Annotated in this window: 24 protein-coding genes; 11 read left to right on the top strand and 13 right to left on the bottom strand. The window is 68.2% G+C overall.

Going from position 1 to position 26,875, the window contains the following annotated elements; all coding sequences use genetic code 11:
* Positions 1-22: 22 nt before the first annotated feature.
* On the bottom strand, positions 23-1,555 hold the full coding sequence (locus ST3T6A_RS0117480; protein WP_019834253.1) for a M23 family metallopeptidase: 1,533 nt from the start codon (positions 1,553-1,555) through the stop codon (positions 23-25).
* A gap of 189 nt (positions 1,556-1,744) precedes the next feature.
* On the opposite strand from ST3T6A_RS0117480, the gene ST3T6A_RS0117475 reads away from it, so the two are divergent.
* From ST3T6A_RS0117475 to ST3T6A_RS0117450, 6 genes are all read left to right on the top strand, one after another.
* Positions 1,745-4,288, top strand: coding sequence for a helicase-related protein (locus ST3T6A_RS0117475; RefSeq protein ID WP_019834252.1), 2,544 nt, complete (start codon positions 1,745-1,747; stop codon positions 4,286-4,288).
* On the top strand, positions 4,281-4,544 hold the full coding sequence (locus ST3T6A_RS0117470; RefSeq protein ID WP_019834251.1) for an RNA-binding S4 domain-containing protein: 264 nt from the start codon (positions 4,281-4,283) through the stop codon (positions 4,542-4,544). Before ST3T6A_RS0117475 ends, ST3T6A_RS0117470 begins: the two co-directional genes overlap by 8 nt.
* Before the next feature lie 77 nt (positions 4,545-4,621).
* A complete protein-coding gene (gene fdxA / locus ST3T6A_RS0117465; protein ID WP_019834250.1) occupies positions 4,622-4,960 on the top strand; it encodes a ferredoxin FdxA in 339 nt (112 codons plus the stop codon).
* Between the two features lie 226 nt (positions 4,961-5,186).
* Positions 5,187-5,705 carry a CarD family transcriptional regulator gene (locus ST3T6A_RS0117460; RefSeq protein ID WP_019834249.1) on the top strand — a complete coding sequence of 173 codons (519 nt, stop codon included), beginning with the start codon at positions 5,187-5,189 and terminating at the stop codon, positions 5,703-5,705.
* Between the two features lie 125 nt (positions 5,706-5,830).
* The gene (locus ST3T6A_RS0117455) at positions 5,831-6,526 is read left to right on the top strand and encodes a head GIN domain-containing protein (RefSeq protein WP_162140546.1); all 696 of its coding nucleotides are present in this window, start codon (positions 5,831-5,833) and stop codon (positions 6,524-6,526) included.
* Between the two features lie 31 nt (positions 6,527-6,557).
* Positions 6,558-7,280, top strand: a complete 723-nt coding sequence (locus ST3T6A_RS0117450) for a head GIN domain-containing protein (protein ID WP_019834247.1) — start codon at positions 6,558-6,560, stop codon at positions 7,278-7,280.
* On the opposite strand, the gene ST3T6A_RS0117445 is transcribed toward ST3T6A_RS0117450, so the two are convergent.
* A complete protein-coding gene (locus ST3T6A_RS0117445) occupies positions 7,277-7,690 on the bottom strand; it encodes a DUF1489 family protein (protein WP_037538978.1) in 414 nt (137 codons plus the stop codon). The genes ST3T6A_RS0117450 and ST3T6A_RS0117445 overlap by 4 nt on opposite strands.
* Before the next feature lie 37 nt (positions 7,691-7,727).
* Positions 7,728-9,158: a magnesium transporter gene (mgtE, locus tag ST3T6A_RS0117440; protein WP_019834245.1), complete on the bottom strand. Its 1,431-nt coding sequence runs from the start codon at positions 9,156-9,158 to the stop codon at positions 7,728-7,730.
* A gap of 218 nt (positions 9,159-9,376) precedes the next feature.
* Between mgtE and ST3T6A_RS0117435 the strand changes: the two genes are divergently transcribed.
* A complete protein-coding gene (locus ST3T6A_RS0117435) occupies positions 9,377-9,850 on the top strand; it encodes a peptidylprolyl isomerase (RefSeq protein ID WP_019834244.1) in 474 nt (157 codons plus the stop codon).
* A gap of 33 nt (positions 9,851-9,883) precedes the next feature.
* On the opposite strand, the gene ST3T6A_RS0117430 is transcribed toward ST3T6A_RS0117435, so the two are convergent.
* The gene (locus ST3T6A_RS0117430; protein ID WP_019834243.1) at positions 9,884-10,750 is read right to left on the bottom strand and encodes a LysR substrate-binding domain-containing protein; all 867 of its coding nucleotides are present in this window, start codon (positions 10,748-10,750) and stop codon (positions 9,884-9,886) included.
* Between the two features lie 310 nt (positions 10,751-11,060).
* On the opposite strand from ST3T6A_RS0117430, the gene ST3T6A_RS0117425 reads away from it, so the two are divergent.
* Complete coding sequence (locus ST3T6A_RS0117425; RefSeq protein ID WP_019834242.1) at positions 11,061-13,370, top strand: CDC48 family AAA ATPase; 2,310 nt, start codon at positions 11,061-11,063, stop codon at positions 13,368-13,370.
* Positions 13,371-13,376: 6 nt separating this feature from the next.
* Here ST3T6A_RS0117425 and ST3T6A_RS0117420 read toward each other — a convergent pair whose 3' ends face one another.
* Entirely contained in the window at positions 13,377-13,703 is a 327-nt protein-coding gene (locus tag ST3T6A_RS0117420; RefSeq protein WP_019834241.1) for an antibiotic biosynthesis monooxygenase family protein, read from the bottom strand.
* 177 nt (positions 13,704-13,880) lie between these two features.
* Between ST3T6A_RS0117420 and ST3T6A_RS0117415 the strand changes: the two genes are divergently transcribed.
* Positions 13,881-14,495: a class I SAM-dependent methyltransferase gene (locus tag ST3T6A_RS0117415; protein ID WP_019834240.1), complete on the top strand. Its 615-nt coding sequence runs from the start codon at positions 13,881-13,883 to the stop codon at positions 14,493-14,495.
* 3 nt (positions 14,496-14,498) lie between these two features.
* Here ST3T6A_RS0117415 and ST3T6A_RS0117410 read toward each other — a convergent pair whose 3' ends face one another.
* Positions 14,499-15,686, bottom strand: a complete 1,188-nt coding sequence (locus ST3T6A_RS0117410; RefSeq protein WP_019834239.1) for a phospholipase D-like domain-containing protein — start codon at positions 15,684-15,686, stop codon at positions 14,499-14,501.
* Between the two features lie 134 nt (positions 15,687-15,820).
* On the opposite strand from ST3T6A_RS0117410, the gene rpoZ reads away from it, so the two are divergent.
* Complete coding sequence (rpoZ, locus tag ST3T6A_RS0117405) at positions 15,821-16,162, top strand: DNA-directed RNA polymerase subunit omega (RefSeq protein ID WP_019834238.1); 342 nt, start codon at positions 15,821-15,823, stop codon at positions 16,160-16,162.
* Between the two features lie 73 nt (positions 16,163-16,235).
* Here rpoZ and ST3T6A_RS20515 read toward each other — a convergent pair whose 3' ends face one another.
* Positions 16,236-16,745, bottom strand: coding sequence for a winged helix-turn-helix transcriptional regulator (locus ST3T6A_RS20515; protein WP_019834237.1), 510 nt, complete (start codon positions 16,743-16,745; stop codon positions 16,236-16,238).
* A gap of 130 nt (positions 16,746-16,875) precedes the next feature.
* Here ST3T6A_RS20515 and ST3T6A_RS0117395 point away from each other — a divergent pair, with 130 nt between their 5' ends.
* Positions 16,876-19,011, top strand: a complete 2,136-nt coding sequence (locus ST3T6A_RS0117395) for a RelA/SpoT family protein (RefSeq protein ID WP_019834236.1) — start codon at positions 16,876-16,878, stop codon at positions 19,009-19,011.
* Positions 19,012-19,025: 14 nt separating this feature from the next.
* Here ST3T6A_RS0117395 and ST3T6A_RS0117390 read toward each other — a convergent pair whose 3' ends face one another.
* The 6 genes from ST3T6A_RS0117390 to ST3T6A_RS0117365 all read right to left on the bottom strand — a co-directional run bounded on the left by ST3T6A_RS0117390 (position 19,026) and on the right by ST3T6A_RS0117365 (position 26,794).
* Positions 19,026-19,334 carry a DUF952 domain-containing protein gene (locus tag ST3T6A_RS0117390; RefSeq protein ID WP_019834235.1) on the bottom strand — a complete coding sequence of 103 codons (309 nt, stop codon included), beginning with the start codon at positions 19,332-19,334 and terminating at the stop codon, positions 19,026-19,028.
* Between the two features lie 175 nt (positions 19,335-19,509).
* Entirely contained in the window at positions 19,510-21,336 is a 1,827-nt protein-coding gene (gene edd, locus ST3T6A_RS0117385; protein WP_019834234.1) for a phosphogluconate dehydratase, read from the bottom strand.
* A complete protein-coding gene (gene pgl, locus ST3T6A_RS0117380) occupies positions 21,333-22,031 on the bottom strand; it encodes a 6-phosphogluconolactonase (RefSeq protein WP_019834233.1) in 699 nt (232 codons plus the stop codon). Before pgl ends, edd begins: the two co-directional genes overlap by 4 nt.
* Entirely contained in the window at positions 22,024-23,517 is a 1,494-nt protein-coding gene (gene zwf, locus ST3T6A_RS0117375) for a glucose-6-phosphate dehydrogenase (RefSeq protein ID WP_019834232.1), read from the bottom strand. The genes pgl and zwf overlap by 8 nt, the downstream gene beginning before the upstream one ends.
* Positions 23,518-23,625: 108 nt before the next feature.
* Positions 23,626-25,278 (bottom strand): M28 family metallopeptidase, encoded by a 1,653-nt coding sequence (locus tag ST3T6A_RS0117370; RefSeq protein WP_019834231.1) that lies wholly within the window; start codon positions 25,276-25,278, stop codon positions 23,626-23,628.
* A 1-nt stretch (position 25,279) separates the two neighbouring features.
* Positions 25,280-26,794 carry a S10 family peptidase gene (locus ST3T6A_RS0117365; protein ID WP_019834230.1) on the bottom strand — a complete coding sequence of 505 codons (1,515 nt, stop codon included), beginning with the start codon at positions 26,792-26,794 and terminating at the stop codon, positions 25,280-25,282.
* Positions 26,795-26,875 lie beyond the last annotated feature (81 nt).

Raw genomic sequence — 26,875 nt, 5'->3', positions numbered from 1 at the left:
CCCGGAACGGCGGGGCCGATCATCAGCCGCGGGACGACGCCTTGGCGCTGGCAGCCACCTCGGCCCGGCCGCCCAGCGGCAGCGCGGTCAGCCGCGCCAGCGTCGCCCGGAAGCGCTTGAGCGCATCGCCTGCGATCTGGGATGTCATGGCGAAGCGCGCGGTCGCCGGATTGATCGGGTGGCCGCCGCGATAGACCTCGAAATGGCAGTGCGGGCCGGTCGAAAGCCCGGTCGAGCCGACATAGCCGATGAGCTGCCCCTGTCGCACGCTCTGGCCGGGGCGGACGACGTAGCGGCTCATATGGCCATAGCCCGTGCCCATGCCGCCGGCATGCGCGATCTGGACGAAATTGCCGTGCCCGCCATGCCAGCCGGCGAAGCGCACCACGCCGTCGCTCGCCGCCACGATCGGCGTGCCATAGGGGGCGGCGAGATCGATGCCCTGATGCATCCGGCTGAAGCCGAGGATCGGATGGAAGCGCATCCCGAAATTGGACGTCATCCGCGCGCCCGAGACCGGCATCGAGAAGCCCTCGCGCCGCTCGCCGGCGCCGGCCGCATCGAACCATTGCTCGCGCCCGTCGAGCGTCCAGCGCAGCAGGCGGGTCTGCTTCCCCCCATGCGTGATGCCGGCATAGAGCAGCCGCCCGGTCTGCACCTCGCCGGTCGCCGCGCGCTTGTGCTCGAAGACGAGATCGTAGCGGTCGAAGGGCGAGATGTCGCCGATGTCCACATGCGGCGCGACGGCGCGGATATAGTCCGCCACCACCGAGGGCGTGGCACCGGCCGAGCGCTCCGAGCGATAGAGGCTGTCCCCGACATCACCGGTCAGCCGCATCGGCGTATCGTCCACCGCGATCGGCTGGCGATTCAGCACGAGCGCGCCGTTCACGCGCTCCAGGCTCAGCGCCAGATCGAAGCGCGCGCGGAAGGAGAGGCCGTCGAGCGGGCGCGCCACCTCGCGATTGGGCCTGCGGCCGAGCGTGATGGCGAGCTTGGTACCGCCCGCGATATCGCTGAGCGGAACGGCCTCGGCGACCAGCGATGCGGCTTGCGCGGCATCCGCCGAACTCGCGCCCTCACGCTCCAGCATGCGGGCAATGCCGTCGCCCAGGCCAATAGTCGCGACCAGATCGAGGCGGGGGCGCTCGGGCGTCGAAGTCAGCGGCTCGGCACGGTCGGTCGCGGCGAGGCGGCGGCCGCTGTCCGCGCCATAAGCGGCGGGCGCGACGCCGATCGCGCGCATCTCGTCGAACCGGGCGGGGGCGAGCTTCGCCGGGACATTGCCGGGGAGCGGCGTGAAACCGGGCGCGACATACCACAGAGCCGCCAGCATCCCGCCCAGCGTCGCGAGGCCACGGAACCATTCGGGCGAGCCCAGCCGCACGCCGAGATCGACCACCAGATCGACCTCGCCCCACGAGCGGCGGCGCGGCGCTTCCAGCGCGGGCCCGGTCGCCTCGACCAGCCCGGCCCGGCCGAACGTCGCCGGGGCCAGCGCCACCGCACCGCCCCCCGTTCCCGATCCGAATTCCTGGTTCTCGCGCTGATACAAGCGCTTGTTCCCCTGCTGCCGTCTTCCGCCACCGGCAGGCGACGTGGCGGGACTCTGCCCCGACAGGGTTAAGGTCAAGCTAATCGCAGGAGGTGCGCGACGGACGATTCTAAACCCGCGACGAACCGAGTCGGCATCGGCTCGGGGACTCTTGCGTTCGCGCGCGCGAAACCCCAGATTCTGAATAGGATGGGCAATAAGATCACTGATCGGCTCGTCGCCGTGCTGGGGCCCACGAACACGGGCAAGACCCACTATGCGATCGAGCGCATGTGCGGCCACTCTTCAGGCCTGATGGGGTTTCCCCTCCGCCTGCTGGCCCGCGAGGTCTATGACCGGGTGGTCGCCATCAAGGGCAAGGATCAGGTCGCGCTCTTGACCGGCGAGGAGAAGATCCTCCCCCCCAAGGCGCGCTATTTCCTCTGCACCGCGGAATCGATGCCGACCGACCGCGACTTCGCCTTCGTCGCGCTCGACGAGGCGCAGCTCGGCGCCGATACCGAGCGGGGCCACGTCTTCACCGATCGTCTCTTGCGCGCGAGGGGGCGCGAGGAGACGCTGATCCTCGGCTCCGAGATGCTGCGCCCGATGCTGCGCGCCTTGGTGCCGGGGATCGAGATCATCGGCCGGCCGCGTTTCTCGACGCTGACCTATGCCGGGCCGAAGAAGCTCTCCCGCCTGCCCAAGCGCTCGGTGGTCGTCGCCTTCTCGGCCGAAGAGGTCTACGCCGTCGCCGAGATGCTGCGCCGGCTGCGGGGCGGGGCGGCGGTGGTGATGGGCGCGCTCAGCCCACGCACCCGCAACGCGCAGGTCGCGATGTATCAGGCGGGCGAGGTCGATTATCTCGTCGCCACCGACGCGATCGGCATGGGCCTCAACATGGACGTGGCGCATGTCGCCTTCGCCTCGCTCCGCAAGTTCGACGGGCGCCGCTCGCGCCGGCTGACCATCCCCGAGATGGCGCAGATCGCCGGCCGTGCAGGCCGCCACCAGCGCGACGGCACCTTCGGTACGCTCGGCTCCGAACATTCGGGCGCGGCGTTCGAGCCCGAGGAGGTGATGGCGATCGAGGGCCATCACTTCACCCCGCTCGATCATCTCTACTGGCGCTGCGGCACCCCCGATTTCGCGAGCGTCGACAAGCTGATCGCGAGCCTCGAAACCAAGCCCGACAGACCGGGCCTGCGCGCCGCGCCCGAGGCGGTGGACCTGAAGGTGCTGAAGCGCCTCGCCGCCGAGCCCGACGTCGCCCACCGCGCGCGCGGCCATGCGATGACGCAGCGGCTGTGGGCGGCCTGCGGCCTCCCCGATTTCCGCAAGACCGGAGCCGAGCACCACGCCCGCCTCGTCGGCCGGATCTTCCAGCATCTGAGCGAGGGCGATCATCGCCTTCCCGCGCAATGGTTCGCCGACGAGATCCAGCGGCTCGACACGGTGCAGGGCGATGTCGAGACGATCGCGGACCGCATCGCCTCGGCGCGCACCTGGGCCTACATCGCCCACCGCGCCGACTGGCTCGTCGATCCCGTCCATTGGGCCGAGCGCACCCGCGTGCTGGAGGAGAAGCTCTCCGACGCGCTGCACGAGCGGCTGACCCAGCGCTTCGTCGACCGCCGCACCTCGGTGCTGCTGCGCGACCTGTCGGCACGCGGCAACGACATGCTTCCCGTCACCATCGCCGAGGACGGGCAGGTGAGCGTGGCCGACGAGCCGATCGGGCACCTCACCGGCTTCCGCTTCGTCGCCGACGCCAACGCCCGCCATGCCGACATGAAGCGGCTGATGGCCGCCGCCGAGCGTCGCCTCGGCGTCGAGATGGCGCGCCGGGCAGGCGCGCTCGCCGCCGATCCCGATCAGGCTTTCACCCTCGCGACTGACCCCGGCCGCCCGGTCGCGATCTTCTGGCGAGGCGATGTCGTCGCCCGCCTCGGCCGGGGACGCTCGCTGACTGCTCCGCGGATGACGCTCCACCGCACGCTCGACCCGCTGTCACAGGATGACCGGGCCCGCGTTTCGGCGCGGCTGGAGACATGGCTCCAGAGCCAGATCGGCAAGCAGCTCGCTCCGCTCGCCGCCATCGCCGCCGCCGGGCGCGACCGCGCGACCGCGCCGGCGCTGCGCGGCATCCTCGCGCCCGTCGCCGAGGCGGGCGGCATGGTCTCGCGCGAGACGGTGGAGGCCGCGCTTCCTGCTCTGTCGCGCGATCAGCGCCGCACCGCCGTGCATCTCGGGCTCAAGATCGGCACGCTGGACCTGTTCGTGAGCGCGCTGCTCAAGCCCGAGGCGATCCGCTGGCGGCTGGCGCTGCTGGCGGCGCGCGCCGACGACGTGATGCCGCCGCTCCCCACCCCCGGCGCGGCGATGATCGACCGGCCGGACCCGGTGCTCCGCGCCGCCGCGCTCCATGCGGGCTTCCGCGATCTCGGCGACCAGATGCTGCGCGTCGATCTCGTCGAACGGCTCGCCCGGCAGGCGCATGACGCACGCGAGGGCCGCCGCCCGTTCGTGCCCGATCCTTCCCTTTCCACGTCCCTTGGGCTGAAGCCGCCATCAGTCGCGCGCCTGATGCGCACGCTCGGCTTCGCCCGCCGCGAGGGCGAGGGCGGCCATGTCGCCTGGCTCTGGCGCGGCCGCCGTCCCGATCGGGTCGATGCGCCGAGGCTGAGGCCCGGCAACGCGTTCGGCGCGCTCGCCCGTCTTCTTCCCACCCAGGCTGAAGGTGCGCATGGCTGACACGGCGATCCGTCTCGATCAGTTCCTCTGTTTCGCCCGCTTCGCCAAAACGCGAAGCATCGCCCAGGCCCTTGTCGGCCAGGGACATATCCGGGTCGACGGCCGCCCCGTCTCCAAATCCTCCACGCAGGTGCGCATCGGCTCGGTGCTGGGCTTGCCGGTCGGCGGGCATGTCCGCGTGGTCCGCGTCGAGGCGCTGCCGATGCGGCGCGGGCCGGCGCCCGAGGCGCAATCCTGCTACACCGATCTCGTCTGATCGCACGGGCGGCATTGACGCCCCTTATGGCCGAGACTAGCAGGGACGCCGTTTCACACGCTCAAGAGATCGATCCCATGACCTACGTCGTCACCGATGCCTGCATCCGCTGCAAGTATATGGACTGCGTGGAGGTTTGCCCCGTCGATTGCTTCTACGAGGGCGACAACATGCTCGTGATCAACCCGAACGAGTGCATCGATTGCGGCGTGTGCGAGCCGGAGTGCCCGGCCGAGGCGATCCTGCCCGACACCGAGGGCGGCCTGGAGAAGTGGCAGGAGCTGAACGCCACCTTCTCGGCCCAGTGGCCCAACATCACCCGCAAGCGCGAGGCGCCCGCCGACGCCGATCAGTGGAAGGGTGTCGAGGGCAAGTACGAGAACCATTTCTCGCCGGAGCCCGGCCAGGGCGACTGATCCGGGGGCGGTTCGCCGCATCCCGTCCCAAGACGCTACCCTTTCCGTGGAAACTGTGTTACAAGTCGACCCTGTCGGGGGACGGCTTGCGATTTCGCGTGATCGCAAGGAGCGTCCCCCTATCTTCTTGTGGGTGGTCGATCGGATTGCCTGCGGCCGCGCGGCTAGGGGAGTGGAGTGCGGACCGTAAGGGATTCTTCGGCCAGACAGTCCGGAAAGGTGTAAAATGGCTGCAAAGGCGCTGAGCTTCGACGTCGGCGACTATGTCGTCTATCCCAAGCATGGCGTGGGCCGGGTGATCGAGCTGCAAAGCCAGGAAATCGCCGGTGCGAAGCTCGAACTCTATGTTCTGCGCTTCGAGAAGGAGCGCATGACGCTGCGCGTTCCGACCAACAAGGCCGAATCCGTGGGCATGCGCAAGCTCTCCTCCTCGGTGACGCTGCGGGAAGCGCTCGACACGCTCAAGGGCAAGCCCAAGGTGAAGCGCACCATGTGGTCGCGCCGCGCCCAGGAATATGAAGCGAAGATCAACTCGGGCGACCTCGTGTCGATCGCCGAGGTGGTGCGCGATCTGTTCCGTGCGGACGACCAGCCCGAGCAGAGCTACTCCGAGCGTCAGATCTTCGAAGCGGCCACCAGCCGCCTCGCCCGCGAACTCGCGGCGATGGAAGAGACCGACGAGCCCCGCGCGCAGGAGAAGATCCTCGAGATCCTCCGCGAGGCGGCTGCGATCCACGCCAAGTAAGCGGGTCCAGGACCACGCGAACGGGAAGGGCGGCTTCGGCCGCCCTTTTTGTTATGCGGAGGACCGCCCCTTGCGCCGATCTCCCCTAGGTGTATTGTAGTAGCAATACAGTTGGAGAGATGTCGATGCGTCTGCTGTTCTGCTCGCTTGCCGCCACCGCGCTTGTCGCGCTGGCGCCGTCCGCTGCCGGCGCCGCCACGCGCGACTATCCTGCGCGCGACTTCGATCATGTCGACCTGCGCGCCGCCGCCGAGGTGACGATCACCACCGGGCCGCGCTTCGCCGTCCATGCCGACGGCGATCCACGCCTGCTCCAGCGCCTTACCGCCGATGTCCGGGGCGGAACTTTGGTGCTCGGCTGGCAGCCGAACAGCGGATCGGTCGAGACGCACAACAATCCTCTCCGCATCGCCGTCACCATGCCGCGAGTCGCGGGCGCGGGCGTGTCGGGCGCCGGCACCATCGCCATCGACCGTGCTGAGGCACCGGCCTTCACCGCCGATGTCGGCGGCGCGGGCACGATCAAGATCGGCCAGCTGCGCAGCAACCGGGCGGACCTCACCATGGGCGGCACCGGCACGATCACGGTCGCCGGCACGACAGGCCGGGTCGACGCGCGCGTTTCGGGCGTGGGCTCGATCGATGCGGCCCGTCTGGCGGCACGGGAAGGCCGGGCCACCATGTCGGGCACTGGCCAGATCCGCGCGCAGGTGAACGGGCCGGTCGACGTCACCATGTCCGGCATGGGGCATGTCGAGATCGGCGGAAGCCCACGCTGCACCGTCCACAAGAGCGGCCTCGGCAACGTCCGCTGCGGCTGATATCCCGCCCGTGTTGAGGGGAGATTTCATCATGCGTGCCAAGATTCTCGGGCTTATCGCCCTGCTGCCCATAGCGGCCGCCTGCTCCACCGGATCGGCCGTGGCCGCAACGCGGAGCTATGGCCTCACCAGCTTCGACCGGATTCGGGTCAGCGGCCCGTTCGACGTGCACGTCCATGTCGGCGGATCGCCATCGGCACGCGCCACCGGTCCGCAGGAGGCGATCGATCGCCTGTCAGTGGAGCAGCAAGGCAACCAGCTCGTCATCAAGCCGCTGCCCGGCGGGTGGGGTGGCTGGCCGACCGGTTTCCACGGCAAGATCGTGATCGACGTCATGGCGCCGGCGGTGTCGAACGTCGTCCTCTCGGGATCGGGGAATGTCTCGGTCGACCGGGCGAAGGGCGATCAGCTCGATCTGGTGCTGTCCGGATCGGGCACGCTGGATGTGGCGGCGATCGACGTCACCGGCCTGTCCGCGACGCTCACCGGATCGGGCGATCTGTCACTCGCCGGCCGCAGCCGCCAGGCGCGCACCACGCTCACCGGATCGGGCGACCTCAAGGCCGCGGGCCTCGCCGTGGACGATGCGACGGTCGGGCTCGTCGGCTCCGGCGATCTGACGATCGGCGCCCGTCATACCGCGAAGGGCAGCCTTGCCGGATCGGGCGACATCACCATCGCCGGCCCGGCCACCTGCGCGATCTCGCGCAGCGGCTCAGGCGACGTCCACTGCACGCACGAGACGCAGAACTAGATCAGGGCGAGCGCGCTCAGCTCGGCGGCCATGGCGGAGGGAAGGGCGGCCATGCCCTCCGCCTCGTCGCCGCCGAGATCGGCCGGCGCGTCCGCGCCCGCGAGATAGCGCCAGCCCTGATGCGCGCGCTTGGGGTGCGCGCGCACCGGCCTCAGCTCGGCCGAGAGCAGGATGCGGCAGCGCTTGCCGTCGGGATCGTCCTCGAAGCCGAGAATCTCCTGCCGCGCCACCAGCCGATGCTTGATGATCCAGAACAGCGAGCCGCCGATCAGCTCGCTCTCCCGCTTGGGCCGGAAGCGCGTGGTGATGAAGGTCTCGCCCGAATGGGCGCGCGATCCCAGCCGCTCGCGAAGGGTCTCGATCTCCGCGCAGCCGACCGCGACCTTGGTGATGTGCAACTCTGCCGCCATGCCGGCCAGATGGGCGCTCGGGCGCCCACCGGCAAGCTCAATGCAGGTTGAACAGCGCCGCGAGGCCAAGGAAGCTGAAGAAACCCATGCAGTCGGTCATCGTCGTCACGAAGACGGTGGAGGTGACGGCCGGATCGATCCGCACCTTCTCCAGCCCGATCGGGATCAGCACGCCCGACAGGCCCGCGTTGAGGCTGTTGATCAGCATCGCGAGGAACAGGACCAGCGTCAGCCCCCAGTCGTGATAGACGAGCTGGCACCCCGCCGCCATCAGCGCGCCGAGGCCGAGGCCATTGGCGCTGGCGATCCACCATTCGCGCACGATCATGCGCAGCGTGTTGGACGAGGTGAGCTGGTTGGTGGCGAGCGCGCGCACGGTCACCGCCATGGTCTGCGTCGCGGCGTTGCCGCCCATGCCCGCCACGATCGGCATCAGCACCGCCAGCGTGACGAGCCGCGAGATGGTGTCCTGGAAGATCGCCACCACGGCGGACGCGAGCATTGCCGTGCCGAGATTCACGAACAGCCACCACATGCGCGTCTTGATCGTGGAGGGCAGCGGCTCGTTGATGTCGCCGTCGCCGGCGCCCGACATGGCGAGGATATCCTCGCTCGCTTCCTGCTGGATGATGTGGACGACGTCGTCGACCGTGATCATGCCGACGAGACGACCCGAGGCATCGACCACGGCCGCCGAGATCAGCGCGTATTTCTGGAAGCGGAGCGCCACCTCTTCCTGATCCATGTCGACCGGAATGAGCGTCTGCTCGCGCTGCATGATGTCGGCGATGGCGATGTCGCGCGGGGTCCGCAACACCCAGCTCAGCTTGCAGGTGCCGATCGGGTGGTGCGAGGCGTCGACGACGTAGATTTCCCAGAAATCGGTCGTCAGATCCTCGTTGCGACGCAGATAGTCGAGCACGTCGCCGACATGCCAATGCTCCGGGACCGAAATCAGGTCGCGCTGCATCAGGCGGCCGGCGGATTCCTCCGGGTAGCTCAGCGCCTCTTCGATGGCGGCGCGGTCATCGGGATCGAGCGCGCGGAGAACCTCGCGCTGATCCTCGATGTCCATGTCCTCGATGATCGCGACGGCATCGTCGGTATCGAGTTCGGTCGCCAGCGCCGCGACCTGCTGCGGTTCGAGCGCCTGGAGCACGACATCGCGCACCCAGTCGTTCATCTCGGCCAGCACGTCGCCGTCAACCAGCTCGGCGAGCGCGGTCGCGAGCGGCGCGCGCCACTCGTTGGGCGCCAGCTCGAACAGGTCGGCGACGTCGGCGGGATGGAGCGGGCGGACCAGCGCGCGGGCGCCCTCGTCGTCGCCCTCCTCCAGGCGCTCGACGACGGTGTCGACGAAGTCGCGGGTCAGGCGGTTGTCCTCGTCATGGCTGGGCTCGACGGGCGCCGGAGGCGTCTCGTCGTCGAGCACGGGAGGGGCAGGCGCCTCGAGGTCGGTGTCGCTCATGGGTTCCGCCTCCCTGCCAATGTGCGCGTTGCTGCCTCTTAAGCGGGGAAATCGGCCGTGTCAGCCGCTTTTCCGCTTCGCAACACAATGACATGCGAAGATGACCATGGCCTTTCCGCCCCGGCGCACGGGCGGGCCATCGGCTAAAACGCATCGCGCCATTTCCCCGCGCCCTGAATCGCTCTAGACCCGCCTCCAGATCCCAAAGGAGATTGACCATGGCGACTGTCGCCGATCCCGAAAACACGCTCATCATGACCCTCGACGGCGGCGACGTCGTGATCCAGCTCCGCCCCGATCTGGCCCCCGGCCATGTCGAGCGCATCAAGGAGCTGGCGCGCGAGGGCTTCTATGACGGCATCGTGTTCCACCGCGTGATTCCGGGCTTCATGGCGCAGGGCGGCGACCCGAACGGCACCGGCATGGGCGGCTCGAAGAAGCCGAACCTCAAGGCCGAGTTCAGCGCCGAGCCGCACATCCGCGGCGTCTGCTCGATGGCCCGCACGTCGGACCCGAACTCAGCCAACAGCCAGTTCTTCATCTGCTTCGACGACGCGACCTTCCTCGACCGCCAGTACACCGTGTGGGGCGTGGTGACCGAAGGCATGGAGCATGTCGACGCGCTGCCCAAGGGCGAGCCGCCCCGCGCTCCGGGCAAGATCCACGCGATGAAGGTCGCGGCGGACGCCTGACCCCGTCCGGCCCCTTCCCCGCGGGGAGGGGGCCTAGGCCTCCGGCCCGCCCACCAGCCAGTCGTGGAACAGCCGGACCGGCCGGCGCGACAGGGCCGGGCGGCGACAGACGAACCAGTAGCTCGATTCGCTGTCGGCCTCTTCGGCGAAGAGCTTCACCAGCCGCGGATCGGTCGCTCCTTCCAGATGGAAGTCGAGCATGAAGGCGACGCCCAGCCCCTCGGCCGCCGATTCCAGCATGAGCTGCCCCGAATCGAACAGATCGATGGCGCGCGGCTCCAGGCCGGGAATGCCCGCCGCCTGACGCCACAGCATGAAATTCTCCTGCATGTCGCGATGCAGAAGGATCGTCATATTGGCGAGATCGCGGGGGCCGGACAGCGCCAGATCGCGATTGCCGATCGCGATGATGCGGTTGCGCCCCAGCCGTCGGCCATAGAGCGGCGGCTCGATCTCCCGCGCCAGCACGATCGCGGCGTCGAGGCCGTCGCTCAGACGGGTCAGCGCATGGCCGCCGGTGTCGATGTCGATGTGGAGATGCGGATGACGGGCGCGCAGGTCCGGCAGGCGATGGATGAGCTGGCGCGACGCATAGAGCGGCAGCACGCCGAGCTTGAGCCGCATGATCTCGGCCTCACCCGTCACCTGCTCGATCGCCTCACCCAGCGAATCGAGCGCGGGCGCGATACGCGCGAGCAGCAGCTCGCCGTCGGCGTTGAGCAGCATCGCCTGATGGCGGCGGGCGAAAAGCGGGCGGCCGATGAAGCGCTCCATCGCCTGCACGCGGCGGCTCAAAGCGGGGGAGGACAGCGCCAGCTCCTCGGCGGCGGCCTTGACCGACCCAAGACGCGCGACCTGCACGAACGCCTCGACGGCGGTGAGCGGCGGCAAGCGTCTCATCGGACAACCTCGTTCGTGCGAAAAACTCGCGTCGATTGTGCGATGCAATAAGCCATCGGGCTCTTTCCTGCAACGACGGCTACCAGCCTCATTGCGCGAAATAGAGCTTAGATGCAGAAAATGCAACCATACCCCAGTCCCTTCGCATTTGCACAATATATCGGACCAGAGCAAAAGGGCCGTGCCTTTCAGGCATCCTCTCCTAAAACTTCAGGCCGTCCTTCCCGGGCGGCCTTTTTTTCGTCTCCTGCCTCTCACGCCGCGCTCAGGCGTTGCCTATGTTGGCGCGACCCATAACGGAGCAGGAACGATGCCCGACCCCGAAAACCATGGCGAGAACCATAGCCATCGACTGCAAGTGGCGAACGCCCGGCCGGACGATTCGGGCCATGGCCTCGCCCGCCTGCCGCGCGGCGCGATGCAGCTTCTCGGCGTGGTCGAGGGGGATATCGTCGAGATCGAGGGCAAGCGCGCGACGCCGGCTCGCGCCGTGCTGCCCTATCCCGAGGACGAGGGGCTCGACATCCTGCGGCTCGACGGCCTCCAGCGCGCCAATGCGGGCGTCGGCTCGGGCGACTTCGTGAAGGTCCGCAAGATCGAGAGCAAGCCGGCGCAGCGCGTCGTCTTCGCGCCTGCGCAACAGAATCTCCGGCTCCAGGGATCGGGGCAGGCGTTGAAGCGCAGCTTCCAGATGAAGCCGCTCACCTCGGGCGACGTCGTCTCCACCACCGGACAGCAGCGCGTGACGCAGGAGGATCTGCCGCCGCAGCTCCGCCAGATGCTCAACCGCCCGGCTTATTCGTTGCAGGAGATCCGCCTGCTGGTCGTCTCCACCACCCCCAAGGGCGTGGTCCATATCGACCAGAACACCGAGGTCGAGCTGCGCGCCGAATATGAGGAGCCCAAGGAGGCCCGGCGCGCCGACGTCACCTATGACGACCTGGGCGGCCTCGGCGAGACGATCGACCAGGTGCGCGAGATGGTCGAGTTGCCGCTGCGCTACCCCGAGCTGTTCGAGCGGCTGGGCGTCGAGCCGCCCAAGGGCGTGCTGCTCCACGGCCCGCCCGGCACCGGCAAGACGCGCCTCGCCCGCGCCGTCGCCAACGAGAGCGATGCCGAATTCTTCCACATCGCCGGCCCCGAGATCATGGGCTCGGCCTATGGCGAGAGCGAGAAGCGCCTGCGCGAGGTGTTCGAGGAGGCGAGCAAGGCCGCGCCCTCGATCGTCTTCATCGACGAGATCGATTCGATCGCGCCCAAGCGGGGGCAGGTGACGGGCGAGGCCGAGAAGCGCCTCGTCGCCCAGCTCCTCACGCTGATGGACGGGCTGGAGAAACGCTCCAACCTCGTCGTCATCGCCGCCACCAACCGCCCCGAGGCGATCGACGAGGCGCTGCGCCGCCCCGGCCGCTTCGACCGCGAGATCGTCATCGGCGTCCCCGACGAGCGCGGCCGCCGCGAGGTGCTCGGCATCCACACGCGCGGTATGCCGCTCGGCGACAAGGTCGACCTCAAGGAGCTCGCGCGGACCACCTATGGCTTCGTCGGCGCCGATCTGGCGGCGCTCTGCCGCGAGGCGGCGATCGAGGCGGTGCGGCGGATCATGCCGCGCCTCAACCTTGAGGAACGCACCATCCCGCCAGAGGTGCTCGACGAGCTGATGGTCACGCGCGAGGATTTCCTCGAGGCGCTGAAGCGCGTCCAGCCGTCGGCGATGCGCGAGGTGATGGTGCAGGCGCCCAATGTCGGCTGGGACGATGTCGGCGGCCTCGATTCGGCGCGCGAGCGGCTGCGCGAGGGCGTCGAGTTGCCGCTGAAGCATCCCGAGGCCTTCCGCCGCATGGGCATCCGTCCGGCCAAGGGCTTCCTGCTCTACGGGCCGCCCGGCACCGGCAAGACCCTGCTCGCCAAGGCGGTCGCGCGCGAGGCGGAGGCGAATTTCATCGCCACCAAGTCCTCCGACATGCTGAGCAAATGGTATGGCGAGAGCGAGCAGCAGATCGCCAAGCTGTTCGCCCGTGCGCGGCAGGTGGCGCCGACCGTGATCTTCATCGACGAGCTCGATTCGCTGGTCCCCGCGCGCGGCGGCGGCCTCGGCGAGCCGGCGGTGACGGAGCGGGTGGTCAACACCATCCTCGCCGAGATGGACGGGCTGGAGGAGTTGCAGTCGGTGGTCGTCATCGGCGCCACGAACCGGCCCAACCTGATCGACCCGGCGCTGCTCCGCCCCGGCCGTTTCGACGAGCTGATCTACGTCCCCGTGCCCGACGAGGGCGGGCGGCGGCGCATCCTTGCCATCCATGTCGGCACCATGCCGCTGGCCGACGATGTCGACCTCGACCTGCTCGCCGCGCGGACCGAGCGCTTCACCGGCGCCGATCTGGAGGATCTGGTCCGCCGCGCGGGCATGATCGCGCTGCGCCAGTCGCTCGACGCCACGGCCGTCCACATGGCGCATTTCGACGAGGCGCTGGAAGAAACCCGCGCCTCCGTCACGCCCGAGATGGAGCGCGAATATGAGCAGATGTCGCAACGCCTGAAGCAGGATGCGCTGGCGTTGCAACCGATCGGCTTCGTCACGCCCGGCACGATGCAGCGCGACGAGGTGAAGATTCGCTGAGACGCCTCAGGCCGGCCGCGTCCACCCATAGGCGCGGTCGACCGTGGCGACGACGACGCGATACCAGTCGTACCACTGCGCGCGTCCCTGATCGCGGATGCGCGCATGATCGGGATCGTCGCGCCAGGTGAGGGCGGCGGCCTCGTCGCGCCACCAGCTCACCGTGATGCCGATGCCATCGGCGTCGCGCGCAGAGTCGATGCCGAGATAGCCGTCGCGCTGGCGGGCGGCCTGCTCCATCGCCTCGGCGGCGGCGCCATAGCCCTCCGCGTCGGTGGCGGTGCGGCCGGAGAGGAAGATGACGGCGATCGCGCCGGGGGGAGGATTCACCATATCCTCTAGATAGACCGGCCTCGGCTCAGGATGAAACGGCGCCGTTCGTCGCGCTGTCTCTTGCCCGACACACCCCTGAAACGCCATATACGCGCGAACGTCACGAAGGATGCTTGCCTTCGCGGCGCTGGCTTGCCAACGCTGGGGCGAGGGGCAAGTCCCCATACTGGAGACGACATGACCGGCTTTTCCGCGGAACAGACCGCAGATCGCAAACGCGCCAAGAAGGCCCTCGGGCCGATGGCGATGTTCTTTCGCGGCTTCCTCAAGCATCCGGTCATGGTGGGGTCGATCATCCCGTCGTCCAAAACGCTCATCAACCGGATGCTCGAGCCGGTGGACTGGGCGAACACCAAGCTGTTCGTCGAATATGGCCCCGGCGTCGGCACCTTCACGCGGCCGATCCTGGAGCGGCTGGCACCCGACGCGACGCTGGTCGCGATCGATACAAACCCGGATTTCTGCGATTATCTGAAGCGCTCGATCAGCGATTCCCGTCTCCAGATCGTCAACGGCTCGGCCGCCGACGTAGAGGAAATCCTCGAAGAGCTGGGTTTCGGCAAGGCGGACTACACCATCTCCGGCCTGCCCTTCTCGACGCTGCCGGCGGGCATCGGCCCGGCGATCGCCAAGGCGACGGCGGCGGCGCTGAAGCCCGGCGGCTCCTTCCTCGTCTATCAGTTCCGGCCGAGCGTCCGGAACATCATCGCGCCCTTCTTCCACCGCGTCGACCATGCGTTCGAGCCGATCAACGTGCCGCCGGCGCAGCTCTGGTGGTTTCACACCAACTGAGGCTCAGCCGATCTCCGCACCCGCGCTGCCGAAATTGATGCGGCGCGTGACGGTGTAGTCCACGACCGCGACGATGAAATAGGCGATCCGCCATTTGAGGCGGGTCAGCCAGCCGACATGCTCGCGGATATAGTCGAGGCTGGCCTCGCGCCCGTCCGCCGTCTCGCCGTCGACATAGAGGCGCATCCGCTCGGCGAAGGCGGCGTTCTCGATGCGCAGCATGATCTCGCAATTGATGTAGAGGCTGCGCATGTCGAAGTTGGACGAGCCGATATAGGTCTTGTCGTCGACGACGAAGAGCTTGGTGTGCAGCTTCATCGGCCGATATTCCCAGATGCGCGCGCCGCGCCGGAGCAGCCGGCGATAGCAATGCCGCGCGGCCCCGATCGTCATCATGTTGTCGGACTTCGACGCGGTGACGATCCTGAGCGCCCCCCGCCGCGCCAGCCGGCCGATACGGCGCAAGGTGCCGGGGTTGGGCGCGAAATAGGCGGCGATCACGTCCAGCCGGCGGCCGCGCACGATGTCGGTCTTGAGCGCACTGGTCCACGGGCTCAGCCGCTGGGTGGGGCCGCCGAACAGCCAGCGCAGATGCCCCCGCCGCTGGCTCCAGCGGCGCAGCGTGCGGGTGAGGGCGCGGATTTTCGCCTGCGGATCGTGCGCCCAGGCCATGACCGCATCGAAATAGCCGACGAGATGCGCCGCCGCCGGCCCCTCGACCAGCAGGCCGAGATCGCGCCAGCCGCCCTCCTCGGCCGAAGCGAAATAGCCGCTGTCGATGTTGAACCCGCCGATCAGCGCGCGGCCATGATCCGCCAGCGCGATCTTCTGATGGTTGCGCAGCAGGTAGCTCCGCCCGAAGCGGGGGAGGAAGCGGCACACCGAGCCCCCTGCATCGCGCAGCGGCTGGAAGAAGCCCTCGGTCGTCTCCTCGCTGCCGAATCCGTCGACCAGCAGCGACACCGCCACGCCGCGTCCACAGGCTGCCGTCAGCGCATCGCGGACGCGGATGCCCACGGCATCGTCGGTGAAGATGTAATAGAGCAGGCGCAGCTCCCGCTCTGCGCCATCGATCAGCGCCATCAGCGCGTCGAGCCGGTCGTCGCGGTCGATCAGCAGGCCGAGACGGTTGCCGTCGACCTCGAATCGGTCGGGCTCCTCCACCTGCGGCATCCATTCGCGTGTCGCCATAAGCCTTGATGGGGACGGTGCCCGAGCGATTGCAACCCCACGAAGCGCGTCTCCCTCTTCATTGACAGAATCGTGGCAAGGCGCTAGCGCGTCGAGATTATCCGACATTCCTGTTTTGCAAGCACGGAGCCACCATGGCGCGCGTTACGGTCGAGGATTGCGTCGACAAGGTTCAGAACCGCTTTGATCTCGTGCTGCTGGCGGCGCATCGCGCCCGGCAGATCTCGGGCGGCGCGGAGCTCACCATCGATCGCGATCGCGACAAAAATCCGGTCGTCGCTCTCCGCGAGATCGCCGACCAGACGATCACTCCGGCCCAGCTTTCGGATTCGGCCATCTCGGGCCTCCAGCGCGTGCGCGTGGACGAGGACGATGCCGTCGACGAGATGGGTTCGCTGGCCCAGTCGGCCGAGGCGCTCCGCCTGACCGCCGCGGCGCCGGCCCGGAACCAGAATGTCGGGCCGGACTACGAGTAAGGCCCGATAACAGGAAAGGCCGCCGCTCCCTCGGGAGCCGGCGGCCTTTTCTTTTGGGCGAAGCGCTAAAGGCTCAGCCCGCCGCCGAGTGGCTCGGCCAGGCTTCCTCGCTCTTCCCGGACGATTCCTCGTCCTGCCCGATCACGATCCAGCGCAGTTCATCGAGGTTCAGCTTGCGGCCGTCCGCCGCCTGCACCGACACCTCCGCCACCGGCAGACCGTCGCGCGTATCGACCAGCCGCGTGTTGCAGGGCGGCCCGTCGCCCCAGCGCTCGCCCCACTGGCGCAGCGCCACCAGCGCCGGCATCAGCGCCATGCCCTTCTCGGTGAGGCGATATTCCACCTTGCGACGATCGTCCGCGCAGGGGAGGCGCTCCATCAGCCCATGCGCCACGAGGCGCGCCAGACGATTGGCGAGAATGTTGCGCGCGATGCCGAGCGTCGCCTGAAACTGCTCGAAATGGCTGAGCCCGTTGAACGAACCGCGCAGAATCAGGAACGACCAGCGCTCGCCCACGGCCTCCAGCGCCGCGGTGAGGCTGCAACCGGTGATGATCCGGCGGATGGTGTCGCTTTCCTCCACGGCCCCTAGATAGGATGCTCGCGCCGAAAACCCAAATCACGACGCACGGAAAGCACAGAAAGCCAAAAAGCGCGCCTCAAAGGCCACATCCATGGTTGCGCTTGGGCGGCGAAAAGCCACATCATAGCGCGTGCTCAGACAGTATGAACTTGTAGAACGGGTCCGCCGCTATGACCCGGAGGCCGACGAGGCGCTGATCAATCGCGCCTATGTTTTTTCGATGCAGGCGCACGGCTCGCAGAAGCGGGCGTCGGGCGATCCCTATTTCAGCCACCCGATCGAGGTGGCCGGCATCCTCACCGATCTGCGCCTCGACGACGAGACGATCGTCACCGCGATCCTGCACGACACGATCGAGGATACCGTCGCCACCTATGAGGAGATCGAGCGGCTGTTCGGCCCGAACGTCGCGCGGATGGTGGACGGCGTCACCAAGCTCTCCAAGATCGAGGCGCAATCCGAAAGCGAGCGCGCCGCCGAGAATCTGCGCAAGTTCCTGCTGGCGATGTCCGACGACATCCGCGTGCTGCTGGTGAAGCTGGCCGATCGGCTCCACAACATGCGCACGCTCCATCACATCCCCAACGAGGCGAAGCGCCGCCGCATCGCCAAGGAGACGATGGACATCTACGCGCCGCTCGCCGAGCGCGTGGGCATGTACGAGTTCATGAAGGAGATGCAGACGCTCGCCTTCCAGATCCTCGAGCCCGAAGCCTATGAGTCGATCACCAAGCGGCTCGCCCAGCTTCAGGAGGGCGGGGGGGACCGGATCGCGCGCATCGCCTCGGGGCTCACGCTGCTGCTCGGCCGCCACGGCATCCAGGCCGAGGTGACGGGGCGCGAGAAGCATCCCTACTCGATCTGGCGCAAGATGACCGAGCGCCACATCAGCTTCGAGCAGCTCTCCGACGTGATGGCCTTCCGCTGCGTCGTCGCGGATACCGAGCAATGCTATCGCACGCTCGGCCTGATCCACGAGCGCTGGCCGATGGTGCCGGGACGCTTCAAGGATTATGTCTCGACGCCCAAGCGCAACGGCTATCGCTCGCTGCACACCTCGGTGATCCACAACGAGAAGGTGCGCATCGAAATCCAGATCCGCTCCGAGGCGATGCACGCGCAGGCCGAATATGGCTATGCCGCGCACTGGGCCTACAAGCAGGGCACCGCGGCCGACATCGGCGGCACCAAGGTGAGCTGGATTCGCGATCTCGTCGAGATCCTCGACCATGCCGAGAGCCCGGAAGAGCTGCTCGAACACACCCGCATGGCGATGTATCAGGATCGCATCTTCGCCTTCACCCCGAACGGCGAGCTGATCCAGCTTCCCAAGGGCTCGACCCCGATCGACTTCGCCTATGCGGTGCATACCGATCTCGGCAATCAGGCGGTGGGCGCCAAGGTGAACGGCCGGCTGGTGCCGCTGCGCACCGCGATCCAGAACGGCGACCAGGTGCAGATCCTGAAGTCCGCCGCCCAGCAGCCGCAGCCCGAATGGCTGAACTTCGTGGTGACGGGCAAGGCGCGGGCGTCGCTGCGCCGCTTCGTCCGCCACAAGGAGCGCGAGGAGATGATCGCGCTCGGCCGGAAGTTCTACGAGGAGATCGTCTCGCGGCTCCCCGCCCCGCTCGGGCCGGACGCGCTGGGGCAGGCGCTGAAGCGGCTCCATCTCGGCGACGAGAGCGCGCTGATGGAGGCGATCGCACGCCGCACCATCGACGATGCCGCGGTCGCCGAGGCGCTGATGCCGGGCGCCGCCGGGATCGCGCGGCCCGCCACCCGTCCGCTGCCGCAGCGCGATGCCGTGTCGATCCGGGGCCTCACCCCCGGCGTCGCCTTCCGGCTGGCCGATTGCTGCCATCCCGTGCCGGGAGACCGCATCGTCGGCCTGCGCCGCCCGGACGCGCCGGTGGAGGTCCACACCATCGACTGCGCCTCGCTGGCAAGCGGATCGGCGGATGCGGACTGGGTCGATCTCGCCTGGGGCGACAAGTCGGATGGGGGCACCGCCCGGCTATCGGTGATCCTGCGCAACGAGCCGGGCGCGTTGGGCGCGATGGCGAGCATCCTCGGCGCACACGCGGCCAACATCCTGAACCTGACGCTGGTCCACCGCGACGGCAGCTTCCACACCTTCCTGGTGGATCTGGAGGTGCACGATCTCGCGCATCTGATGCGCATCCTGGCGGCGTTGCGCGCGGCCGACGCCATCGCGCAGGCTGAGCGCGTGCGGCTCGGCGACGAGGAGCGCTGGGAGGCGGCCTGAGCGCCGCCCGTCGATCAATCTTCGGGGATGGCGCGCGCGTCGGTGACGGCGTCGAGCGGGATCACGCCATAAACGTGCGGAAAGAGCTGGCCGCCGCGCGACGGCTCCCACTTCACCGTATCGCCCAGCGCATCGAGATCGACCTCGGCCAGCACCAGATCGGAGAGGCCAGCGAAATGCTTGGCCGCCGTCTCGGCGACCTGATCGGCGGCGGAGAGATGGATATAGCCATCCTCGATGTCGATCGGCGCGCCGGTGAACACGCCCCGATCCTGCCAGCCCGCCCACTGGCCCGCCGTCAGAATCTTGTAAGCCTTACTCATCGTCGCGTGTGTCCTGTCGTCTCGCCGGCGGGCGGTTGTTTGGGGTTAACGCCCCATGCCACAGGGGCCGCCGCGAAGTTTAGACCTATTTTCCCGGCAACGCACGACGCATCCCAGAAAAAGGGCCACCGGAGTCGCCTCCGATGGCCCGATCCTTGAGACGTGCGGCTATGGCTCAGACGATGGCGTCCATCGCCGCCAGCATCGCCGAGCCGCCCTTCTCCGCCTCGTCCGCCGTGTGGCGCATGAAGGCGAACAGCTCGCGGCCGGTGCCGAGCGGGGGCGGGGGGAGCGGCGCGGGATCGCGGCCCTCCCACTCATCCTGATCGACGAGCACCTCGAGCGAGCCTTCCTCGGCCGAGAGACGGATCATGTCGCCGTCCTGCACGCGCGCGAGCGGGCCGCCGCCCAGCGCCTCGGGCGAGACGTGGATCGCCGCCGGCACCTTGCCCGACGCGCCCGACATCCGCCCGTCGGTGACGAGGGCGACGCGGAAGCCCTTGTCCTGCAACACGCCGAGCGGCGGGGTGAGCTTGTGGAGCTCCGGCATGCCCGTGGCGCGCGGGCCCTGGAAGCGGACGACCACCACCACGTCGCGATCCAGCTCGCCCGCCTTGAACGCGGCGAGCACCTCGTTCTGGTCGGCGAAGACGCGCGCCGGTGCCTCGATTGTCCAGCGCGAGGGATCGACGGCACTGGTCTTGAAGATCGCGCGACCGATATTGCCCTTGACCAGACGCATGCCGCCGTCCGGCTGGAACGGATGCCCCGCCGAGCGTAGCATCGCCTCGTCGAGCGGCTTCTCCGGGGCCGGCTCCCACACCAGCTCCTCGTCTTTGAAGCGCGGCGCGGTGGTGTAGGCGGCGAAGCCCTCCTTCGCGATCGTCAGGATGTCGCCATGGAGCAGGCCATGCTCCAAGAGCGAGGAGATGACGTAGGCGAGGCCGCCCGCCGCCTCGAAATGGTTCACGTCGCCCGCGCCGTTGGGATAGACGCGCGCCACCAGCGGCACCACGGACGAGAGGCGGTCGAAATCCTCCCAGTCGATGATGATGCCCGCCGCCCGCGCGATGGCGGGGAGGTGGATGGCATGGTTGGTCGAGCCGCCGGTCGCGAGCAGGCCAATGGCCGCGTTCACGATCGCCTTCTCGTCGACCACCTTGCCGATCGGGCGGTAATCGTCGCCGCCCCAGCCGATCTCGGCGAGGCGGTGCACGGCGGCGCGGGTCAACGCCTGACGCAGCTTGGTGCCCGGATTGATGAAGGCCGAGTTGGGGACATGCAGCCCCATCATCTCCATCATCATCTGGTTGGAGTTGGCAGTGCCGTAGAAGGTGCAGGTGCCAGCCCCATGATAGGAAGCGGCCTCCGCCTCCAGCAGTTCCTCGCGGCCGCACTTGCCTTCGGCATAGAGCTGGCGGACGCGCTGCTTCTCCTTGTTGGCGAGGCCCGAGGGCATCGGCCCCGCCGGGATCAGCACCGCCGGCAGATGGCCGAAGCGCAGTGCGCCGATCAACAGGCCCGGCACGATCTTGTCGCAGATGCCGAGCATCGCGGTGCCTTCGAACATGCCGTGCGACAGGCCGACCGCCGCCGACAGCGCGATGACGTCGCGGCTGAACAGCGAGAGATCCATGCCGGCGAGACCCTGCGTCACGCCGTCGCACATCGCCGGCGTCCCGCCCGCGACCTGCGCGGTCGCGCCCACCTCGCGCGCCCAAAGCTTCATCTGCTCGGGGTAGCGATAATAGGGCTGATGCGCCGAGAGCATGTCGTTGTAGGCGGTGACGATGCCGATGTTCATGGCGCCGCCAGCGCGGATCGTCGCCTTGTCCTCACCCGCGGCCGCGAAGCCGTGGGCAAGGTTTCCGCACCCCATGCGCGACCGGTCGACGCCCTGCTCGCGCTGGGCCTCGATCAGATCGAGATAGCGCCTCCGCGTCGGCGCCGATCGCTCGACGATGCGGGCGGTGACGGCGGCGACAGCGGGGTGGAGACTCATGCCTGACTCCAGTGGATGTCGATCGCCTGCTCCGCGTCGGCCAGCACGCGGCCGATGGGGTAGGCGGACTTGGCGCCCTGCTCGATTGCCTCTTCCAGCACCGCGCGCTTCTTGTCGCCCGAGATGGTGAGCAGGATCGTGCGCGCCGACAGGATCGCCGCCTTGGTGAGCGTCACGCGCGCCACCGGGGCTTCGGGCGGCAGCGGATCGGGCATGGTGCCGATTGCGCGGCGCGGACTCGACAGCGCCTCGTCATAGTCCGGGCCGGGGAAGATCGAGGCGGTGTGCCCGTCGGTCCCCATGCCGAGCCAGACGAGATCCGGCGGCCACTTCAGATCCTTGAGCCGCGCCTCGGCGGCATCGCCGGCCTGACGATAGCCGAGATTGGCGCTGACCGTCGGCACCACGCGCGCGCCGAGCGGCATGAAATGCTTGGCCAGCAACGCCACGTTGGAGAGCGGATCGTCCACCGGCACGAGGCGATCGTCGCCCGGCACGATGGTGACGCGCTTCCAGTTGATCCTGGCGTCCTTCAGACGGTCGAAGATCGGGATCGGCGACTTGCCGCCCGGCAGCGCCAGCAGGCAGTCATTGCGGGCGTCCAGCGCGCTCTCGATGATGAAGCCGACATCGCCCGCGACGGCGTCGGCCATCTCGTCGGACGTGTCATATTCCCACCATTCGGCCTCAATCATGCCAGTGCACTCCATCTCTCTCCGTCAGCGCGATCGCCGCCGAGGGGCCCCACGTCCCCGCACCATAAGGGCGCGGTGTGACATTGGCGGCATCCCAGCCGTCGCGGATCGCGTCGATCCATTTCCATTGCGCCTCCACCTCGTCGCGACGGACGAAGAGGGTGGGGTCGCCTTCGATCAGGTCCAGCAGCAGCCGCTCGTACGCGATGCGGCGGCGGAAGCCGGCGAAGGCCGTGGTCAGCGACAGATCGAGCGGCACTTCGCGCAAACGAATGCCGTCGCGATCGAGGCCCGGCTCCTTCGCCATCACCATCAGGCGGATGCTCTCTTCCGGCTGGAGGCGGATCAGCAGCTTGTTGGATTGCAGCACCGCGCCGCGACCGGCGAAGATCGAGTGCGGCACCTCGCGGAACTGGATCACGATCTCCGAATGCCGGTTGGGCAGGCGCTTGCCGGTGCGCAGGTAGAAGGGCACGCCGTGCCAGCGCCAATTGTCGACATGCGCCTTCACCGCCACGAAGGTCTCGGTGTTGGACGGCTTGCCCAGCTCGTCGATATAGCCCGGCACCGATTTCCCGCCGACGGCGCCCTCGGTGTACTGGCCGGTGACGGTGTGCGTCGCGACGGTCGCGCGGTCGATCCGGCGGAGCGAGCGCAGCACCTTCACCTTCTCGTCGCGCACCGAGCGCGGGCCGAAGCGGGCCGGCGGCTCCATCGCGACCAGCGCGAGCAGCTGGAGCATATGGTTCTGCACCATGTCGCGCAGAGCCCCGACGCCGTCATAATAGGAGACGCGGCCTTCGAGCCCGACCGTCTCGGAGACGGTGATCTGGACATGCTCGATATTCTCGGCGTTCCACAGCGGCTCGAACATGCGGTTGCCGAAGCGCAGCGCCAGCAGGTTCTGGACGGTTTCCTTGCCGAGATAATGGTCGATCCGGAAGGTCTGCCCCTCGCTATAGGCATCGGCCACCGCATCGTTGATGACGGCGGAAGAGGCGAGGTCGTGGCCGAGCGGCTTCTCCAGACCGACGCGCACGTTCGGCCCATCGAGCCCGGCGAGCTTGAGGCCCGCGATGGTCGACCCGAACAGCGACGGCGCGGTCGAGAGATAGATCGCGGTGTGCTGGTTGTAATCGCTGCCCATCACCTCCTTGAGCGCCGTGAAGCTCTCGGGCTTCGACGCGTCGAGCGGCACATAATGCAGGCGCTCGAGGAAGGACGGCACGGCATCCGGCTTGCGCGCCTCGGCGGAGAGGAACTTCTCCAGCGCCTCGGCCGCGACCTTGCGGAAGCCCTCATTGTCGAGTTCGGACCGGGCGGTGCCGATGATCTTCACATCCGCCGCGATCAGCCCCTCGGCGTGGAGCGAGAAGAGCGAGGGAAGTAGCATCCGCTGCGACAGATCCCCCGTGGCGCCGAACAGCAGCAGCCGGCTGGCGGGCAGGGTGGCGGTGGAGGGCGTCCGTGCGAAACTATCGGTCATGCAGGCATCTCTCGCTGGCGGGCTCTGGCGAGCCTCTGGGCTTCTTTGGCTCAACGGGGCTGGAAAGGCTAGATGGCAGCGTTGTCTTTTCCAGCCTCCCCTGCGCTCCTATTGGCGTTCCGACGCCGTTTTCTCACGGGTCGCGGCGAACTCCGACCCCTTGTTCCACACAGGCCATTCGCGCGAGTCCGCGAGGCGGCGTCCGATGGTGTAGAACAGCCCGACATCCTGTGCCGCGCCGCGCAGATCCCAGTCCGCGCTCCAGGTGTCGCAGGTCTGGTGATAGCAGTGCGCGGTGTAGTCGCTCACCCACTTGTCCCCAGCCTCACGGCCACCGGTGACGAGATCGGCGCCACCGCCCGCGCCCATCAGGAGCAGAGTCGGCACGCCGCGCTTGGCGAGCGAGAAATGGTCGGCGCGATAGAAGAGGCCGCGCTCGGGCTTGGCGTCGGGAGTGACGGTGCGGCCCTGCTTGGCGGCGGCTTCGGCGAGATCCTTCTCGAGGCTGTCCTGCCCCGCGCCGATCAGCACCACGTCGCGCGCGGGGCCGGCGGTCTGGAGGATGTCGATGGTCAGCGCACCGACCGTCCTGGCGATCGGATAGACCGGATTCTGCGCATAATATTCGGAACCGAGCAGGCCCCGCTCCTCGGCCGTCCACAGGCCGAAGACGATGGAGCGGTCGGGCTGCGGCCCGGCCTTGAACGCCTTCGCCAGCGCCAGCACGCCGGCGACGCCCAAGCCGTCGTCATTGGCGCCGGGGCGGATGGTCCGGCCCTGCGCGTCGGGGGCGCCGACGCCATAGGCATCCCAGTGCGCGCCGTAGAGGACCGTCTCGCCGGGGTGGGTCTTGCCCGGAATTTTGGCGAGGACGTTGTGGCTCTCGATCCGGGTCGACTGGACCGGCATGTCGATCGAGAAATGCGCACCATCGAGCGGCACTGGGCGGAAGTCCGCCGAGCGCGCCTTCACCTTGAGCTGGGCGAGATCGAGCCCCGCCTTGGCGAACAGCCGGGTCGCGAAATCATGGCTGATCCACGCCTGCAACGCCACCGGTGCCGGCGCGCCGGCCGCGGGCGGCAGCGCATAGGTGCCGCCCACCGTGTTGCCCGCGACGTTCCAACCATAGCCGGCCGGCCCGTCCTCATGGACGATCAGCGCGCCGATCGCGCCCTGCCGCGCCGCTTCCTCATATTTGTAGGTCCAGCGGCCATAATAGGTCATCGCCTGGCCGCCGAACTTGCCGGCCACCGGCTCGCCGGGCTGCGCCTCATAATCGGGGTCATTGACGAGGAAGACGGCGATCTTGCCATGCAGGTCGACGCCCTTGAAGTCGTCCCAGCCGCGCTCCGGGGCCGAGACGCCGTAACCGACGAACACCATCGGCGCATTCTGGATGGTGACGCGATCCGTCGCGCGGGTGGTGGCGGGGGCGATGTCGCTGCCCGTCGCGATGGGCAGCGATGCACTGCCTACCTCGACCTTCAGTGTAGCGGGCGTGCCGGCGATGTTGTGGATCATCGGCACGACCTGTGTCCACTGGCCGCCCGGACCGCCCGGCTGCAACCCCAACGCGCGGAAACGACCGACCAGATAGTCGATCGTCTTGGTCTCGCCCGCGGTGCCGGGCGCGCGGCCCTGATAGGCATCCGAGGCGATCACCTTCACCGTGGCCGACAACTCGGCCGGAGTGATGACGGGCGCAGGCGCCGCCGCCCAGAGCAGCGGCGTTGCGAGCAGCAGGGCGGCGGGCGTCTTCATCTTACAGCGCTCCGTAGGCGGCCATGATGTCGTGGCGAAGCGCGGCGCCGCTGTCCGGCCGCGCGTAGAACATGTGCCCGCCCGGATACATGTGCAGCTTCACCCGGTTCGGCACGCCATAGGTGGGGAGCTGCGCCATGATGAGGCGCGAGCCGTAATACGGGCAGGAGAGGTCGTCCCAGCCATGGACGATCGTCACCGCCATCTTCGGATCGATCGCGATCGCCTTGCGCAGGTCGGTGACGGGGTTGTCGCTGTTGTCGCGATCCCACTTGTTGTTCACCTCGAAGGACAGTGCGTTGTAGCGCGCGGTCACCTTCCAGCCGACCTGGTTGGTCACGAAGTCGACCATCGCCGAGGTGGTCGGCGCGATCAGCGTGGTGAGCAGCGGGTCGTTGTACTTGGCGTCGGCGCTGGCCGGGAAGGGATCGTAAGCGGTGAAGTTCGAATCGTAGACCGAGCCGATCTTGCCTTCGCTGCGGCGAATCTCGCGCAGATAGGTCGCGATGTCGACGCGGCCGTTCATGCGGCGCACCAGCGTCGGGTCGAGGCCGGTCAGCTCCGCCACCTTGGCCGAGAGGCGATCGGTCGCCGTCTTGTCCTCGGGGCCGGCGAGGAAGTCCTGCACAAACTGGGTGCGGTCATAGAGTTCGACCGGGCCCATCGTCTCGTCGTTGAGCGGCTTGCCCTGGCGCTCAAAATTGCCCGCCGCCATCGCCGGCAGGTTGATCATCCACGGCAGCGGCGAAAGCGCGTCGTCCTCGCCGATCGCGGGCGGGTCGAGATAGGGCGACACCATCGTCATACCCGAGATGCCGACGCCGAGCTGCGTCTGGAGATAATAGGCCAGGCGCGGCACGCGGTAGCCGCCATAGGATTCGCCGACGAGATACTTCCGGCTCGTCATGCGGTCGTTGGTGAGCAGCCAGTCGTACACGACGCGGCTCAGATAATGGATGTCGGCCTCGGCATTATAGAAGGCCTTCTTGGTCGCCTCGTCGTCGGTGCGGGTGCGCGAGAAGCCGGTGCCGATCGGATCGATGAAGACGAGATCGGTGAAGTCGAGCCAGCTCGCCGGATTGTCATGCAGGATGGCCGGGTCGGACGGCGCATCGCCCTGCGCGCCGAACTGCACGCGCTTCGGCCCGATCGCGCCGAGGTTCAGATAGACCGATGCCGCGCCGGGGCCGCCGTTGAAGGCGAAGGTGACGGGGCGCGAGGCGCTGCGGCCGGGCACGGTGTAGGCGGTGTAGACCACCTCGCCGATCGTCTTGCCCTTCTCGTCCTTGACCGGAATCGAGCCGACCGTGGCGGTGTAATCGAGGCGCTTGCCGCCGATCACCGCCGACTGCTTGATCGACTTGGCGGCGGGGAAGGGCTCGAGATCGGAATCGGGCTTCGCCGCGTCCTTCGAGGCCTCCTTCGCATCGGTCTTGGGCGCCTTGTCAGCGGCAAGAGCCGGCGCACCCAGCGCCATGAGGAGGGAAACGCACGAGGCGAGCGAGATGATTCGCATGGAAAGGAAGCCCCTTGAAGACAGCACCGGAAGTGCCGGGAAGGGCAGGCTTTAAATCATGCGATGGGAAGGGCCGCAAGG

The sequence above is a fragment of the Sphingomonas sp. PR090111-T3T-6A genome, from assembly GCF_000383095.1.
GTDB lineage: Bacteria > Pseudomonadota > Alphaproteobacteria > Sphingomonadales > Sphingomonadaceae > Solisphingomonas.
This window is presented reverse-complemented; position numbering and strand designations above follow the sequence as displayed.

What these genes read in the sequence shown, in the direction of transcription:
- ST3T6A_RS0117475 (WP_019834252.1), top strand. Translation starts at nt 1,745, where the DNA reads ATGGGCAATAAGATCACTGATCGGCTCGTCGCCGTGCTGGGGCCCACG.
- ST3T6A_RS0117470 (WP_019834251.1), top strand. Translation starts at nt 4,281, where the DNA reads ATGGCTGACACGGCGATCCGTCTCGATCAGTTCCTCTGTTTCGCCCGC.
- fdxA (WP_019834250.1), top strand. Translation starts at nt 4,622, where the DNA reads ATGACCTACGTCGTCACCGATGCCTGCATCCGCTGCAAGTATATGGAC.
- ST3T6A_RS0117460 (WP_019834249.1), top strand. Translation starts at nt 5,187, where the DNA reads ATGGCTGCAAAGGCGCTGAGCTTCGACGTCGGCGACTATGTCGTCTAT.
- ST3T6A_RS0117455 (WP_162140546.1), top strand. Translation starts at nt 5,831, where the DNA reads ATGCGTCTGCTGTTCTGCTCGCTTGCCGCCACCGCGCTTGTCGCGCTG.
- ST3T6A_RS0117450 (WP_019834247.1), top strand. Translation starts at nt 6,558, where the DNA reads ATGCGTGCCAAGATTCTCGGGCTTATCGCCCTGCTGCCCATAGCGGCC.
- ST3T6A_RS0117445 (WP_037538978.1), bottom strand. Translation starts at nt 7,690, where the DNA reads ATGGCGGCAGAGTTGCACATCACCAAGGTCGCGGTCGGCTGCGCGGAG.
- mgtE (WP_019834245.1), bottom strand. Translation starts at nt 9,158, where the DNA reads ATGAGCGACACCGACCTCGAGGCGCCTGCCCCTCCCGTGCTCGACGAC.
- ST3T6A_RS0117435 (WP_019834244.1), top strand. Translation starts at nt 9,377, where the DNA reads ATGGCGACTGTCGCCGATCCCGAAAACACGCTCATCATGACCCTCGAC.
- ST3T6A_RS0117430 (WP_019834243.1), bottom strand. Translation starts at nt 10,750, where the DNA reads ATGAGACGCTTGCCGCCGCTCACCGCCGTCGAGGCGTTCGTGCAGGTC.
- ST3T6A_RS0117425 (WP_019834242.1), top strand. Translation starts at nt 11,061, where the DNA reads ATGCCCGACCCCGAAAACCATGGCGAGAACCATAGCCATCGACTGCAA.
- ST3T6A_RS0117420 (WP_019834241.1), bottom strand. Translation starts at nt 13,703, where the DNA reads ATGGTGAATCCTCCCCCCGGCGCGATCGCCGTCATCTTCCTCTCCGGC.
- ST3T6A_RS0117415 (WP_019834240.1), top strand. Translation starts at nt 13,881, where the DNA reads ATGACCGGCTTTTCCGCGGAACAGACCGCAGATCGCAAACGCGCCAAG.
- ST3T6A_RS0117410 (WP_019834239.1), bottom strand. Translation starts at nt 15,686, where the DNA reads ATGGCGACACGCGAATGGATGCCGCAGGTGGAGGAGCCCGACCGATTC.
- rpoZ (WP_019834238.1), top strand. Translation starts at nt 15,821, where the DNA reads ATGGCGCGCGTTACGGTCGAGGATTGCGTCGACAAGGTTCAGAACCGC.
- ST3T6A_RS0117390 (WP_019834235.1), bottom strand. Translation starts at nt 19,334, where the DNA reads ATGAGTAAGGCTTACAAGATTCTGACGGCGGGCCAGTGGGCGGGCTGG.
- edd (WP_019834234.1), bottom strand. Translation starts at nt 21,336, where the DNA reads ATGAGTCTCCACCCCGCTGTCGCCGCCGTCACCGCCCGCATCGTCGAG.
- pgl (WP_019834233.1), bottom strand. Translation starts at nt 22,031, where the DNA reads ATGATTGAGGCCGAATGGTGGGAATATGACACGTCCGACGAGATGGCC.
- zwf (WP_019834232.1), bottom strand. Translation starts at nt 23,517, where the DNA reads ATGACCGATAGTTTCGCACGGACGCCCTCCACCGCCACCCTGCCCGCC.
- ST3T6A_RS0117370 (WP_019834231.1), bottom strand. Translation starts at nt 25,278, where the DNA reads ATGAAGACGCCCGCCGCCCTGCTGCTCGCAACGCCGCTGCTCTGGGCG.
- ST3T6A_RS0117365 (WP_019834230.1), bottom strand. Translation starts at nt 26,794, where the DNA reads ATGCGAATCATCTCGCTCGCCTCGTGCGTTTCCCTCCTCATGGCGCTG.